This window comes from Nesterenkonia xinjiangensis (assembly GCF_013410745.1).
In the GTDB taxonomy this organism is placed as follows: domain Bacteria; phylum Actinomycetota; class Actinomycetes; order Actinomycetales; family Micrococcaceae; genus Nesterenkonia; species Nesterenkonia xinjiangensis.
This window is the reverse complement of record NZ_JACCFY010000001.1, coordinates 136,649-149,160: the sequence shown is the minus strand read 5'-3', so window position 1 is coordinate 149,160 and position 12,512 is coordinate 136,649. Positions and strand designations below refer to the sequence as shown.

Here is a 12,512-nt window from a genome sequence, read left to right as displayed (position 1 = left end):
CCTGCGCGACCGCAGGGCACCCACTCGGGGACTCGTCCCCGGCAGACACTTTCCCGACGGACCTCCCACAGACCAGGAGCAGCAATGGCCCGACACGATGACGCGACCCCTCAGGCCGGCGAGGAGTTCAGCCCTGCCGTCGAGGACGACCGCCTGGCCGAGCGGCTCGCCGCGATCAGCGAGGAGGAGGCCGAAGCCCGGGCCGCCGCGCTGCGCGCCGGGCTGGAGGACTACGAGCTCGAGGACGAGGACTCGGCGCTGCTCACCGAGGAGGACCACGACGACGACGGCGTCCCGTCCGTGCCGGCGCCGCCGGTGCTGGCGATCGTCGGTCGGCCCAACGTGGGCAAATCCACCCTGGTCAACCGGATCATCCGGTCTAAGCAGGCGGTGGTGGAGGACGTGCCCGGGGTGACCCGGGACCGTGTCTCCTACGACGCCGAGTGGAACGGCAAAGAGTTCACCATCGTGGACACCGGCGGCTGGGAGAAGGACGCCCGGGGTCTGCATCAGCGCGTGGCCGAGCAGGCCGAAGTGGCGGTGGAGGAGGCCGATGCGGTGGTCTTCGTCGTCGACGGGCTCGTCGGCGCCACCGCCGTGGACGAAGCTGTGGTGCGCATGCTCCGGAGGAAGAAGAAGCCGGTGCTGCTGGTGGCCAACAAGGTCGACTCGCAGGCGCAGATGGCTGAGGTCTATGGGCTGTGGAACCTCGGGCTGGGGGAGCCCCACCCGGTCTCCGCACTTCACGGCACCGGCACCGGTGATCTGCTGGACGCCGCGGTGAAGGCCATGCCGGAGACTGCGCAGCATGGCGGGCTGGTGCCGCTGGGCGGCCCCCGTCGTGTGGCGCTGGTGGGACGTCCCAACGTGGGTAAGTCCTCGCTGCTGAACAAGCTGGCAGGCTCGGAGCGCGTCGTCGTCGATGATGTCGCCGGCACCACTCGGGACCCGGTGGACGAACTGGTGGAGCTCGGCGGACAGAGCTGGCGGTTCGTCGACACGGCGGGGATCCGGCGGCGACAGCACATGGCGCAGGGCTCGGAGTACTATGCGATGCTGCGCACTCAGCGGGCGCTGGACAAGGCCGAGGTCGCCGTCGTGCTGCTGGCCGTGGACGAACCGATCTCGGAGCAGGACGTGCGCATCGTCCAGCTGGCGGTGGACTCCGGCCGGGCGCTGGTGATCGCCTGCAACAAGTGGGACCTCCTCGAGGATGAGCGCCGCTACTACCTGGAACGGGAGATCCAGCGCGATCTGGCCCACGTCGCCTGGGCACCACGGGTCAACGTCTCGGCACAGACCGGTTGGCACAAGGACAAGCTCGCTCCGGCGCTGGAGACCTCCCTGACCAACTGGGAGCAGCGGATCTCCACGGGCAGGCTCAACGCCTTCCTCGGTGAGCTCGTCGCCGCCCATCCGCATCCGGTGCGGAGCGGCAAGCAGCCCAGGATCCTCTTCGCCACCCAGCCTTCGAGCAGACCTCCGCGATTCGTGCTGTTCACCACCGGCTTCCTGGACCCCGGATATCGGCGATTCATCGTGCGGCGGCTGCGCGAGACCTTCGACTTCAGCGGCACGCCCATCGAGGTGACCATGCGGGTCCGAGAGAAGCGCCGCCGGAAGAAATGAGAGCCGGCCGGCGATGCGGCATCGGCGCGTGAGTTGTTGTAGACTCTCGTGGTGGCCGGAACGGTCACGATGAATCGGGATGTGGCGCAGCTTGGTAGCGCACCTGACTGGGGGTCAGGGGGTCGCAGGTTCAAATCCTGTCATCCCGACCGATAAGCCCAGGTGAGAGCAGGTCTCTCACCTGGGCTTCGTCGTCTCCCCGGTTTTCTTCGGAGGGGTTCGGGACCTGGAGCCCGTTCTCGCCTTGACCTGTGAGCAGTGTCATCACTGAGGTGCCGTCCTCCGACCGGTCATCGCCGGAGCCTCGCGGTCGAGAATCTCATGCCCGTCGAGGAGTGCGTTCGCGTGAGCGGCCGCGTGGGTGAGGTGTCTCCTGTCGGGGTGCAGGCAGCCGCGGGTGGTCTCGATGGACTTGTGGCCGAGGATGCCTTGGAGGACGTGGAGTGGAATGCCCGCATCAGCGAGTCAAGTTGCTCCGGTGTGACGAAGTCCGTGCAGGGTGAGGCTTGGCAGGTCGAGTGCGGTGGCGATCTGATCCCACGTCGTCGCGCCCCTCACCGACGCAGTGGAGGGGGTGAACTTCATGTGGAAGCTGTCACTCCGGGCTTGAGCCCGAGAATGGGTGGTCAATGCTCGTATCCGGCCGACGTCGATATCCGTCGCCGAACGACGGGCGGCACCGTAGGTGCGCATACCGACTGTCTCCCAGGTCTCGCCATCCGCATGCGTCTGGGTTCCGGGCCGGTCAGGCTCTGACTCGACATTCAGACGTAGGGCGGTGTCACTCGCGCACGAATCCGCGCGTGGCGTGCAGCGACGCGAGCAGCTGGAGTTTCTCCGCGCTGGGTGAGGAAGGCGTCGCGTGATAGGTGATGAGTTGGGTGCCGGGTGCACTCCGGACCTCGAACGCGTGATGGTCGAGGACCAGTTCGCCGACAGCTGGGTGTCGGAACGCTTTGGCATCGTGGACTTTCCCTCGCACATCGTGAGCCTCGGACCATAGGCGTCGGAACACATCACTGCCCGCTGAGGTGTCGATGATCAGACGGCGCACATCGTCGGCGCAGTCCGCGTGGGACAACGCCAAGCGCAGGCTCGCCACGCACGACTCGGCGGCGCGCTCCCAGTCGACGTAGAAACGACGTCCGGCGGGATCGAGAAACGTCATTCGTATGAGGTTGTCAGGTCGTGCGAACGCCGAGTACAGAGCCATAGCGAGCTGATTCTGAGCGAGCACGTTGAGCTGACGATCGATGATCATCGCTGGCGTTTGTGTCCACGCGTCGAGGAGATCTCGCAGTGATTGTGCCGGCGTCGAGGCGGTCTCGGTGCGGACGGCCGGTGCCAGCCCGGCGAGCCGGAACACGTACTCACGCTGGTCTGTATCGAGGAGCAGCGCGTTCGCCAGGGCGTTGAGCACCGAGGGCGAGGGGTGGCGTTCGCGTCCTTGTTCCAAGCGTGCGTAGTAGTCCACGCTGACGCCGGCGAGCATCGCGACCTCCTCCCGGCGGAGGCCGGGCACCCGGCGTGGGGTATGCGCGTGCAGTCCAACGTCGGTGGGCTGAACCTGCCCACGACGAGTCTTCAGATAGGCGCCGAGATCTGCGGTCATCTTCTGACCGTACGTGCAGGAGACGAAGCCTGCCAGGCCGTGGTGCACCTCCTCCGTGATGTTGCCCCGGTGCGGCGCGGCAATGTCACGTCGGCGGCCGGCTCATTCACGGGCCATCACGAAACCTGCGTGGTGCAACGTGCTGCCCAGTAACTCTCCGAAGGCCCAGAACCCCGAGGCGTCCAGGTCAGTGATCTTTGTTCCGCGCACCCAGTACCGACCCGTGTAGGCGTTGATACGCTCACCTCACGTCCCGGCGTAGCGGCCGTCGGAGGTCAGATGCTGTGGCAGTCCGCCGACGGGTCGGTTGCCCTGCCTTGCCAGACTTCCAGGTGCCCGTCGATACACGCCGCCATCAGATCCTTGGGGTCGCCGATGGGCACCTGACGAACCTGGGGCTCGCTGACGGGGCGCCGGATGAGGGCGAAGGTGGCGGAGTTGCCGGGCACCACGTCGTCGACCCCGCGCTGAGCGTCGGTTGGTTCTGCCACGGCGCTGTCCACCATGAGCGGCACCGCGTAGGCCCCATGGGCGACGATCGCTTCGCTTTCGCGGTCCCGACCGTCTTCTACAAGACTCCATCGGAGACGTGCAGATCGCGCGCGACGTCGAGAGCTCGGGATTCGCTCCGCTCGGCTGCACGCACGCCGACAGGGGAGCCGGCGCAGCAGCCGTGGCGGCGACGCGGGTGACGCGGTGAGCCGTGTGGCGCAAACGGCGAGGCGGTCGGCGTTCTCTTTGGCCCTGACTGTCACCGATCTCGAGGCTCCGCTTCGGCGAGACGCCCGGCGATATCCGCCACGGAGTCATGGACCTGCGTGCGCAGCGCCTCGACGTCGACGCCCACGAGTGCTCCGTCCCACTTGCGCACTTGACCAGCCACCCAGACCGAGACGATGTTTGCGCGATCCGCGCCCAAGACCAGTGTCCCGACGGCGTCGTGCAAAGGCATGGTGTTGATGGCTTCCGCGTCGACGACGATGAGATCGGCCTGCTTGCCGGGCGTGATGGATCCGATGCGGTCGTCCAGCCGCAACGTACGCGCTCCTGACAGGGTGGCGAAGTCGAGAACGTCACGGGTGGTGATCCGTGAGGGCTCATCGGACGTCCCGTAGGTGGCATTGACCGCCCGCATGCGCTGAATGGTCAGCAGTGTTCGCATCTGGGTGAACATGTCGGAGGCGAGTGCAACCTCCACATCCACCGACAGTCCGGGGCGGATGCCGTGAGCGAGTGCGTCGTCCACCGGTGGAACGGCGTCTTCGAGACCGATCTGGGCGTCCGAGGTGGGGGCGAGAGAGACCGTGACGCCGTGATCGCGCATTGCCGCCCACGCATGCGGAGACAGTGCAGTGCAGTGGATGGACTCGAGGTGCGGCCCCAGCAGCCCTCGCTGCTCCCAGTCAACGACGGCGTCAGACGCCGCCTGCCCGAACATCACGTCCAGGCTGACTCCGATGTCCAGGTCGTTGGCGACCTTCGCCAACCCAGGACCGTAGGTGAGGCGTTCGCCGGCAATGTCTGGGGTGGCAAGTGCCGCAAGCCGCAGGGTCACCAGCTGGTCATCGGTGGGCGCATAGGTCGTCCGCAGTCGCTCGAGATCCTGCGGCCACTGCCCGTCCCAGGCGCCGAAATGCGGTGCCATGGACGCGTGCACTCCGCGTATGCCCGAGTCCATGAGCGCGGTGATCGCGGAATCGGAGTGCGCCGCACTGCGGGAGTTGTGCGAGAAGTCGAGCATCGTGGTGATGCCGCCGTCGAGCGCGGTGACCGCGGCGAGACGTGTGCCGAGGTAGATGTCCTCGGGCTCATACGCGGGCGCGACGTGTACCAGGGTGGATTGCAGGTAGCCCATCAGGTCGTCGACATCGGGGATGCTGCGGCGCATCTGCGCCTGCCACGCATGCCGATGCGTGTCCACCATCCCCGGGGCGACGATGGTGCCGGTCACGTCGATCACGAACGCATCGGTGACCGGCAGGTCACGCCCGACCTCGACGATGTGCTTGCCCTGGATGAAGACGTCGCCATGATCGATGACCCCCACTTCGGGGTCCATCGTCACGACGGTCGCCCCCGTCAAGAGGACACGGCGTTCTGGGTCTGCGGCTGAACGCTGCAGCGTTTCCAGGAGCTGTCCGTCGGGTGTCATCGGTCGTCCTTTCGGTGCATGGTGTAGCCGGCGTGGTGGAGGGTGTCGCCGTCGAACCGGCCGAAGGCCCAGAAGCCCAGGTCATCCAGATAGTCGATGCGATCGCCGTCCACCCAGTAGCGCCCCTGGAAGGCATGCGGCCGCCCGCCGCGGGTCTCGTCATATCGGCCGTCCGCGGTGAGCTCCTGACACAGGAAGCCCTCGGTGTCGACCCAGGCTCCCACCCGCTGCAGGTCCACCACGCGCCGGTCGAGAGGCCGATCCTTCGTCCGCTCGTCACCGATGGCGAGTCCCGCCCAATGCACCGGCACCCCGCCCATCAGGAGCGCACGTACTCTCTCGGGACAAGTCGCCGCGACATCCAACGCCGCGGCTGGATTCGGGGTGAGCGCATCGTCGACAACGATCAGGTCAGCTGCGGAACCGGGTGAAAGCGTGCCGGCCCCACAGCCACGCCTTCTGCTTCCGAGCGCCGCGGCCAGGTCCAGCCGAGCGGGCAAGATCATGGTTCCGGTCGCATCGATGACGACCGCGCCATCATCCTCCGCAGCGTTGACGATGCCGGGACCCACCCCCACGATCACATCTGCACCGATGAGTACATCCGCGTCAGGCATCGAGCCGATCAGAGGGTCGAAAGTGTGAACAGTTGCGTTCGTCAGGAGCAGGGGCCGGCCGGTGCCAGCGCGCACGGCAGCCAGCCCGACATCGGTGAATGCAGGAAATTTCGTTGTCATGGCCATCAGCCTTCCGGGCCCGGAGAGCGCCGAGAAGGCCCGGATCCACCCAGGGTGCGATACACCCTTCCACGCTCCGCCGATACCGTGGACCGCCGTCACAGACTAGGGCTCTGTCGGTCGAAGGGGTTGGGGCAGGGCGGTCAGATGAAGAGCTCGACCACACCGAGCGCTATCCCCGCGAGAGCGGTCACGCCGAGAATGACCGGTAACCGGGCGCGTGGCCGGTGCGCACCGAGGATGACTCCGATAAGGGCGAGACGGGCCGCTCTGGCCGGGTGTGGCCTGGGAAGGCGACGCAACGTCGTCCCCCCTGCCGTTCCTCAATGCTCTCGTCGAGTGCTTCAGCGTCCAAGATGGGTGAGCCGACGTCCCGAAGAGTCTCCCCCGGACGCCCGCGCCAATGAAGCGAACGCAGGCGCATTGTCGCGCTCGGCAGGCCGGCCTAGCGTGAGAGAGCGCCCATCACGGGACATGATCTCTTGAGACGAGGAATGCTTCTTCTCGGTCTCCGGCGCCAATTCAGCGTAACCCCCACTGCAACCGGGAGCCCCCATGATCCTTTACGACGCCAACGCCCCGGGTCCGAACCCGACCACGGTCCGACTCTTCGCTCACGAGCGCGGAGGGCTCGACTTCGACGTGGTCACCATCGACCTCGTGGGCCTTGAGAACCGACGGCGTGCCTATCTCACGGAGATTAGCGCTCGAGGCGAGGTGCCGGCGCTCCGCCTCGACGACGGGACGGTCCTGACCGAAATCACTGCCATCTGCGGCTACTTCGACGAGATGGCACGAGGTGGCAGGAGACTCTGCGGCGAGACCGCGCAGGAACGGGCCATCATTCACATGTGGACGCGGCGCGCATACCTCGAGGTGGTCTTACCGTTCGTGAACCATTGGCGCGGCAGTGAGGCCGCGGAGAACGCGTACCGTGGGCACCGCATCCTTCAGCCTGAGGCTAGGCGAAGCAATCGGCTGCTTGCCGAGCGCGGCCTGAATCAGTTCGACGACGACCTCGACGGAAAGGATTTCATCGCGGGAAATGACATCTCCATGGCCGATATCCTGCTTTTCGCCTTCATGGCGACAAACATCGAAGGAGAAGGCACGACGTGGCTCAATGTGCCCCAGCGGCCTCACGTAGCTGCATGGTACGAGCGTATGCGTGTGCGTGAATCCGCCGCGAAGATGCTCGTCTCCCTCGCCCCACACTTCCAGAACTGATGCTCACGACGAGTGAGGGGGACCGCCGATCGAGCTCGGCGGTAGGGGAGGGAATGCGGCTACTCTTCGTCACCGATCCGCTCGAGACGTTGCAACCCGACCATGACTCGACGGTCGCGATCATGGAGGCCGCTCAGCGGCGGCACGCTGAGGTGTGGGTCGCCGGTGTGGCTGATCTGGTCATCGACGGCATCGCTTCGGCGGTGTGGGCTCGTCCAGTACGGATCGCGCCCGCGTTCCGTAGCAGAGCCGGCGGTTCCGCGGCGCGGGAACGATGGTGGCGGGCGGGCGAACAGCAGAGGCTCGAGCTCGGCATGGGTGACGTCGTCTTCATGCGAGTCGACCCGCCGGTCGACGACGCGTACCTGCGCGCCACGTACTTGCTCGACGCCGCAGTGCGGGCTGGCGCGCTCGTCCTGAACGCCCCACGTGGGCTACGCGAGGCCAACGAGAAGCTGACGTCGCTGAACCTCCCGGACATCGTGCCGAGCACCGTCGTCACCGCCGATGTCCGTGACATCCGCGATGCGCTCGGACGGTGGCGCGTGGCGGTGGCCAAACCCCTTGACGGTGCGGGCGGACGAGGGATTATCATGATGCGCGACGGCGATCCAGGACTCACGGCTCTGATCGACCTCGTCACCGAGCAGAGAACCCGGCAGATCGTGCTCCAAGAATTCGTTCCCGGCGTGACAGAGGGAGACAAACGGATCTTCCTCCTCGACGGAGAGCCGGTCGGGGTGGTCAATCGCAGGGCAGGAGCCGGAGATTTCCGATGCAACCTCGCCGTCGGAGCGATGGCCGAGTCGACAACTCTCGACGCCGACGACCTCGAGATCTGTCGCCGCCTGCGCCCCGAGCTGGAATGTCTCGGGCTCGTTCTGGTCGGCATCGACGTGATCGGCGGACGCCTGACCGAGGTCAACGTGACCAGCCCCACGGGCATTCGGGACATCGAGCGGCTGAGTGATGAGAGGCCGAGCGAACGCATCCTCGACTGGACCATGGAGAAGCTCGCTGCCGGGGCCCAGCCTATTCGACCACGTCAGCCCGAGAGGGTGGAAGAGGAGGACGCGTGTCGTCCGATCATCTCTCAGACCTCCTGAACCTCGTCGATGTGCGCGCGACCCTGTCCGGGATGATGACGGTCGATGGGCGTTGGACGACGCGCGCCACAACCTGTGACCGCCTGAAACTCATCGGAGTCGTGCAGGGGCGCGTCACACTCCGGACCGACGACGCGGTGGCCGTGAATCTCGAATCTGGTGACGTGGCGGTACTCTACGGCCGCTCCTGGCTGGAGCTGCGGGGCGGGGGACAGACGGGGTTGATACGCGAGGTCGCGCCGCCGGTCGGATACGCCGAAGACCTGACGACCGACGGCGCACCAGCAGAGGTCGTGATCGGCGGCCACGTCGATCTCGATGAGACCGGCCAGGTGGTCCTTGCCGAATCCCTCCCTCCCGTGATGCACCTTCGGGGCGCCTCGTCGCTGGCGCAGAGGGTGCAGCGCAGCCTTCGGTTCCTCCTGGAGGAGACCACGGGCGGCGCCGCGGGCTCGACATTCGCCTTGCGACAGTACAGTCAGCTCCTGCTGCTCGAGGCCCTTCGCTCACCAGCGCCAACGGAGGACCTGCCGCCCGGTTGGTTGCGCGTGATCTCCGACGAGCAGCTGCGGCCGGCCGTCGCTGCGATCCACTCAGATCCGCGCAGCCGGTGGTCACTGGCCGATCTCGCTCGCGCGGCGCATATGTCGCGAACGTCGTTCGCTGAGCGGTTCCGCACCGCAGCAGGACTCCCGCCGCGCGCGTACCTCACGCGATGGCGCATGATGCTCGCTCAGCGTTCTCTGCGGAACCTCGACGTGCCGGTGGGGGTCCTCGCCGACCAACTGGGTTACGGCTCCGAGAGCGCCTTCTCGAACGCCTTCAAGCGCGAAGTAGGGGTCTCCCCTCAGAATTTTCGCGTCCGCGGGCGCCGTCCGACGCTCGTCTAAAGAGCGGGAACGGGCGGTCATACCCATCGGCTCCACGGCTCCCAGGCTGGCGGCATGACGGACCACGGCACGCAGAAGCGGCATCCGATCGTTGCGAGATGTACCTCCTGCTCCACAGCCGAAGACGTCTTCGCCGGAATCGACCTCACCAACCGGAACATGATCGTCACCGGGGTCACGCGGGGCTCGGGCGGGGAACGACGCAGCGTGCTGAGCCAATCAAGGGCGTCAGTGGTCATCGGTGCGCGACCCGGAGGGAGCCGCTGCGGCGCTGAAGGCCGACCGCGCTGAGGGCCTTGATCGACGGGTCCAGCCGGCCGAGGTCGTTCCACACAGCATTGACCCGGTGTCGGCGCAGCGCCACTGGAATCTGGGCGAACGGCATCCTTCATAGCCGAGGGCAAGACCTCACCGGAGTGCGGCCCGGATCTCGCTCGAAGAGGACTTGCAGATCGGCCGAGGGAGCCCATCCGCGTTCCGGATGCGCGGAAGACGTCGGCGAGCCGAGGGACGAGCGGCGGACTTATGAGCGCTTCGTCACCGGGTGGCGTTCGTGAGGGAGAACGCAACGCCGGTGAGCTGCTCGGAGGCTGTCCATAGGCGGCGTGCGAGGTCGCCGTCGCGGGCCTTGCGAGAGCGGGTGACCAGTTTCGGCGCGCCGCGACCTTGGAGGAACCCGCTCGGGCCTACGTAGCTGTTGCCCGGAATGTCCGCCACGGCAGCGTTGAGAGAAGGCAGCGCACCGTTGTCGTCGCTCTGGGCTAGCAGGTGGGCGATCCGTCGTTGGATCGCCTCGAGCCTGGGCCGCTTGCCAGGCGGGCGCAGCAAGTTCGTGGACGCCATGCCAGGGTGCGCGGCGGTGGCGAGCACTGGTGAGCCTACCTCTGTGAGTCGGCGTTGCAGTTCCGCGGTGAACAGCAGGTTGGCCAGTTTGGACTGCCCGTATGCACTCGCCGCGCGGTACGGTCGGTGTTCCCAGTTGAGATCCTCGAAGTCGATCGAGCCTGCCCGGTGGCCGTTGGAGGAGACAGTGACTACTCGCTCACTGATTCTCGGCAGGAGTAGGTTGGTGAGCGCGAAGTGCCCGAGGTGGTTGGTCCCGAACTGCACCTCGAACCCGTCCGCGGTGCGCCCGAGCGGCGGGGCCATCAGGCCCGCGTTGTTGATGAGCAGGTCGATGGGCCCGTCGAGGTCCTCGGCGAACGTGCGGACCGAAGCGAGGTCGGCGAGGTCGAGGCGATGAACGTCGAGGGCGCCGTTCATCGTCGCGACCGCCTCGCGGCCTTTGGCAAGGTCTCGCACAGCTACCACGACCCGTGCTCCCTTAGCTGCAAGTACGCGGGCAGTGGCGCGGCCGAGCCCGCTGTTCGCGCCAGTGACGACCGCGGTGCGGCCTGTCATGGGAGGGATGTCAGCGAGAGAAAAGGGAGTCATGGATTAAATGTAGTCAGTGCCTACTACGTTGTCAATGCCAACATCGCTTAGAATTGGGGTGTGACTGAGACGAACGAGCGGGCCTACCATCACGGGCGACTTCATGTGGCTTTGCTCGTTGCTGCAGAACGCACCGTGCGCGAGCAGGGGGTCGATCAGCTGTCCCTGCGTGAGCTGGCCCGGGAAGTCGGCGTGAGCCATGCCGCGCCGCGCCGCCACTTCCCTGACCGACAGGCCCTGCTCGATGCCCTTGCCGTGACGGGCTTCGAACGTCTGGACGCGCAGCTGCGCGCGGCCAGTCCTGACGCGGAAGAGGGCTTCGGATTCCGTCTAAGGGCCACCGTGGCGGCTTACATCCGCTTCGCTACCGACAACGCGGCGCTGTTGGAGCTGATGTTCACCAGCAAACATCGGTCGGGCGCCGATCACGTCATAGCGGCCGCGATCCCGGCCTTCACCTTGATGGATGAGTTGATCACGCAGGGCCAGGAAGCAGGCGAACTCGCTGCTGGAGATCCCGAGCAGATCGGCATCGTGCTTTTCGCCACTATGCAGGGCATCGCCACGCTGATGAACGGCGACATGGTGAAACGAGAACTGCTCGACGGGCTCGTGGACAAAGCAGCCGAACAGTTTCTGCGCGGTGCGCGCCCCTTGTGAAGGCGCAGCCAGTCCGAGCAAAGCCCTTGCCGAGGAACCGGCCGCACAGTCGCTGAACCGCCCGGTTCCCTGTCAACACAAGGGAATCCGCGAGTTCCCGAGACACTCGGCGGAGACCGGAAATGAGCCGGATCCGCCAAGGGCTCGAAGGTTCACATCCTGTCATCCCGATGGTTCACGGAAGCCCCGGCGAGGATCACCCCGCCGGGGCTTCCGCATGTCCGGCGCGGAGTCATCGTCCTCTGCAAGAATGGCCGGCATGGACGAGGTCGAAGTCGTCGTCTCCCACAACGAACGCGCCACGCTGCGCGTCGGAGACGTCTACCTGAAGGTCGACGGCGACCCGGAGCACACCGACGTCGAGATCCGCGCGATGGCGATGGCACCGATCCCCACCCCGCAGGTCCTCTGGCATGAGCCTCCGGTGCTCGCCATCGCCGCTGTGCCGGGCGCTGCTCTCGGCGTCCTCGGTGAACCGTCGCCTGCCTCGCAGGCGGCGTGGTCTGCGGCGGGCGCCGCCGTTCGCCGACTGCACGAGGCGCCGCTGCCGCCGTGGCCGGGTCGCAGGCTCGACGATGTGGCGGACCGGCTAGACCGGGAATGTGCGTGGCTGCTGGACAACGGCGTGCTGCCGGCCGAGGTGGTCCGGCGCAACCGCGAGATCGCAGAGCCCGCTCTGAGACCGCGGAAGCCGGTGTTCATCCACGGTGATCTTCAGCTCGACCACGTGTTCGTCGACGGCGATGAAGTCACCGGCGTCATCGACTGGTCCGAGGCCGCCCCCGGCGATGCCATGTTCGACCTCGCCATCCTGACGCTCGGACACGAGGAACGGCTGGACGACCTGCTCGCCGGCTACGGCACCGCCGATGTGGATCGCGAGGTGATCCGCGCCTGGTGGTCTCTGCGGAGCCTGACGGCGTCGCGCTGGCTGACCGAGCACGGCTTCGATCCGGACGCGCCGGGGTGCGAGTTCGACGTGCTCCGAGCCCGGATGCTGGACTCCTGAGCTCCGGACGCCACCGGCCACGTGATGGCTTCGTCGGGCACACCTTCCCGTCGTGA

Annotated in this window: 13 protein-coding genes and 1 tRNA gene; 7 read left to right on the top strand and 7 right to left on the bottom strand. The window is 66.7% G+C overall.

Annotation, left to right across the window (positions count from 1 at the left end; translation table 11 throughout):
• Positions 1 to 84: 84 nt before the first annotated feature.
• Positions 85 to 1,629: a ribosome biogenesis GTPase Der gene (der, locus tag HNR09_RS00710; protein WP_179540302.1), complete on the top strand. Its 1,545-nt coding sequence runs from the start codon at positions 85 to 87 to the stop codon at positions 1,627 to 1,629.
• Positions 1,630 to 1,704: 75 nt separating this feature from the next.
• Positions 1,705 to 1,778 (top strand) — tRNA-Pro (locus HNR09_RS00705).
• Positions 1,779 to 2,410: 632 nt separating this feature from the next.
• On the opposite strand, the gene HNR09_RS00700 is transcribed toward HNR09_RS00705, so the two are convergent.
• The 5 genes from HNR09_RS00700 to HNR09_RS16015 all read right to left on the bottom strand — a co-directional run bounded on the left by HNR09_RS00700 (position 2,411) and on the right by HNR09_RS16015 (position 6,136).
• Positions 2,411 to 3,241 (bottom strand): helix-turn-helix domain-containing protein, encoded by an 831-nt coding sequence (locus HNR09_RS00700; RefSeq protein ID WP_179540301.1) that lies wholly within the window; start codon positions 3,239 to 3,241, stop codon positions 2,411 to 2,413.
• A gap of 102 nt (positions 3,242 to 3,343) precedes the next feature.
• Positions 3,344 to 3,478: an Atu4866 domain-containing protein gene (locus HNR09_RS16555; protein ID WP_378939138.1), complete on the bottom strand. Its 135-nt coding sequence runs from the start codon at positions 3,476 to 3,478 to the stop codon at positions 3,344 to 3,346.
• Positions 3,479 to 3,516: 38 nt separating this feature from the next.
• The gene (locus HNR09_RS00690; protein ID WP_179540299.1) at positions 3,517 to 3,747 is read right to left on the bottom strand and encodes a hypothetical protein; all 231 of its coding nucleotides are present in this window, start codon (positions 3,745 to 3,747) and stop codon (positions 3,517 to 3,519) included.
• Positions 3,748 to 3,992: 245 nt separating this feature from the next.
• Positions 3,993 to 5,393 (bottom strand): amidohydrolase family protein, encoded by a 1,401-nt coding sequence (locus HNR09_RS00685; protein ID WP_179540298.1) that lies wholly within the window; start codon positions 5,391 to 5,393, stop codon positions 3,993 to 3,995.
• Positions 5,390 to 6,136 (bottom strand): Atu4866 domain-containing protein, encoded by a 747-nt coding sequence (locus tag HNR09_RS16015; RefSeq protein ID WP_246348667.1) that lies wholly within the window; start codon positions 6,134 to 6,136, stop codon positions 5,390 to 5,392. Before HNR09_RS16015 ends, HNR09_RS00685 begins: the two co-directional genes overlap by 4 nt.
• A gap of 549 nt (positions 6,137 to 6,685) precedes the next feature.
• On the opposite strand from HNR09_RS16015, the gene HNR09_RS00675 reads away from it, so the two are divergent.
• From HNR09_RS00675 to HNR09_RS00665, 3 genes are read left to right on the top strand one after another with little or no spacing between them, the layout of a single operon-like run.
• Positions 6,686 to 7,357, top strand: coding sequence for a glutathione S-transferase family protein (locus tag HNR09_RS00675; RefSeq protein ID WP_179540297.1), 672 nt, complete (start codon positions 6,686 to 6,688; stop codon positions 7,355 to 7,357).
• Between the two features lie 53 nt (positions 7,358 to 7,410).
• Positions 7,411 to 8,463 (top strand): glutathione synthase, encoded by a 1,053-nt coding sequence (gshB, locus tag HNR09_RS00670; RefSeq protein WP_179540296.1) that lies wholly within the window; start codon positions 7,411 to 7,413, stop codon positions 8,461 to 8,463.
• Positions 8,433 to 9,353 carry a cupin domain-containing protein gene (locus HNR09_RS00665; protein ID WP_179540295.1) on the top strand — a complete coding sequence of 307 codons (921 nt, stop codon included), beginning with the start codon at positions 8,433 to 8,435 and terminating at the stop codon, positions 9,351 to 9,353. Before gshB ends, HNR09_RS00665 begins: the two co-directional genes overlap by 31 nt.
• A 235-nt stretch (positions 9,354 to 9,588) precedes the next feature.
• On the opposite strand, the gene HNR09_RS00660 is transcribed toward HNR09_RS00665, so the two are convergent.
• Together HNR09_RS00660 and HNR09_RS00655 are read right to left on the bottom strand one after the other, a co-directional pair.
• Entirely contained in the window at positions 9,589 to 9,738 is a 150-nt protein-coding gene (locus HNR09_RS00660; RefSeq protein WP_179540294.1) for a hypothetical protein, read from the bottom strand.
• Positions 9,739 to 9,890: 152 nt separating this feature from the next.
• The gene (locus HNR09_RS00655; RefSeq protein WP_179540293.1) at positions 9,891 to 10,787 is read right to left on the bottom strand and encodes an oxidoreductase; all 897 of its coding nucleotides are present in this window, start codon (positions 10,785 to 10,787) and stop codon (positions 9,891 to 9,893) included.
• Between the two features lie 60 nt (positions 10,788 to 10,847).
• Here HNR09_RS00655 and HNR09_RS00650 point away from each other — a divergent pair, with 60 nt between their 5' ends.
• Both HNR09_RS00650 and HNR09_RS00645 read left to right on the top strand, forming a co-directional pair.
• Positions 10,848 to 11,447 (top strand): TetR family transcriptional regulator, encoded by a 600-nt coding sequence (locus HNR09_RS00650; RefSeq protein WP_179540292.1) that lies wholly within the window; start codon positions 10,848 to 10,850, stop codon positions 11,445 to 11,447.
• A gap of 259 nt (positions 11,448 to 11,706) precedes the next feature.
• On the top strand, positions 11,707 to 12,456 hold the full coding sequence (locus HNR09_RS00645) for a phosphotransferase family protein (protein ID WP_179540291.1): 750 nt from the start codon (positions 11,707 to 11,709) through the stop codon (positions 12,454 to 12,456).
• The last annotated feature ends 56 nt before the right edge of the window (positions 12,457 to 12,512 follow it).

Bases quoted from the DNA above. Each gene is read 5' to 3' on its own strand.
- der (WP_179540302.1), top strand. From the start codon at position 85: ATGGCCCGACACGATGACGCGACCCCTCAGGCCGGCGAGGAGTTCAGC.
- HNR09_RS00700 (WP_179540301.1), bottom strand. From the start codon at position 3,241: ATGACCGCAGATCTCGGCGCCTATCTGAAGACTCGTCGTGGGCAGGTT.
- HNR09_RS00690 (WP_179540299.1), bottom strand. From the start codon at position 3,747: ATGGTGGACAGCGCCGTGGCAGAACCAACCGACGCTCAGCGCGGGGTC.
- HNR09_RS00685 (WP_179540298.1), bottom strand. From the start codon at position 5,393: ATGACACCCGACGGACAGCTCCTGGAAACGCTGCAGCGTTCAGCCGCA.
- HNR09_RS16015 (WP_246348667.1), bottom strand. From the start codon at position 6,136: ATGGCCATGACAACGAAATTTCCTGCATTCACCGATGTCGGGCTGGCT.
- HNR09_RS00675 (WP_179540297.1), top strand. From the start codon at position 6,686: ATGATCCTTTACGACGCCAACGCCCCGGGTCCGAACCCGACCACGGTC.
- gshB (WP_179540296.1), top strand. From the start codon at position 7,411: ATGCGGCTACTCTTCGTCACCGATCCGCTCGAGACGTTGCAACCCGAC.
- HNR09_RS00660 (WP_179540294.1), bottom strand. From the start codon at position 9,738: ATGCCGTTCGCCCAGATTCCAGTGGCGCTGCGCCGACACCGGGTCAAT.
- HNR09_RS00655 (WP_179540293.1), bottom strand. From the start codon at position 10,787: ATGACTCCCTTTTCTCTCGCTGACATCCCTCCCATGACAGGCCGCACC.
- HNR09_RS00645 (WP_179540291.1), top strand. From the start codon at position 11,707: ATGGACGAGGTCGAAGTCGTCGTCTCCCACAACGAACGCGCCACGCTG.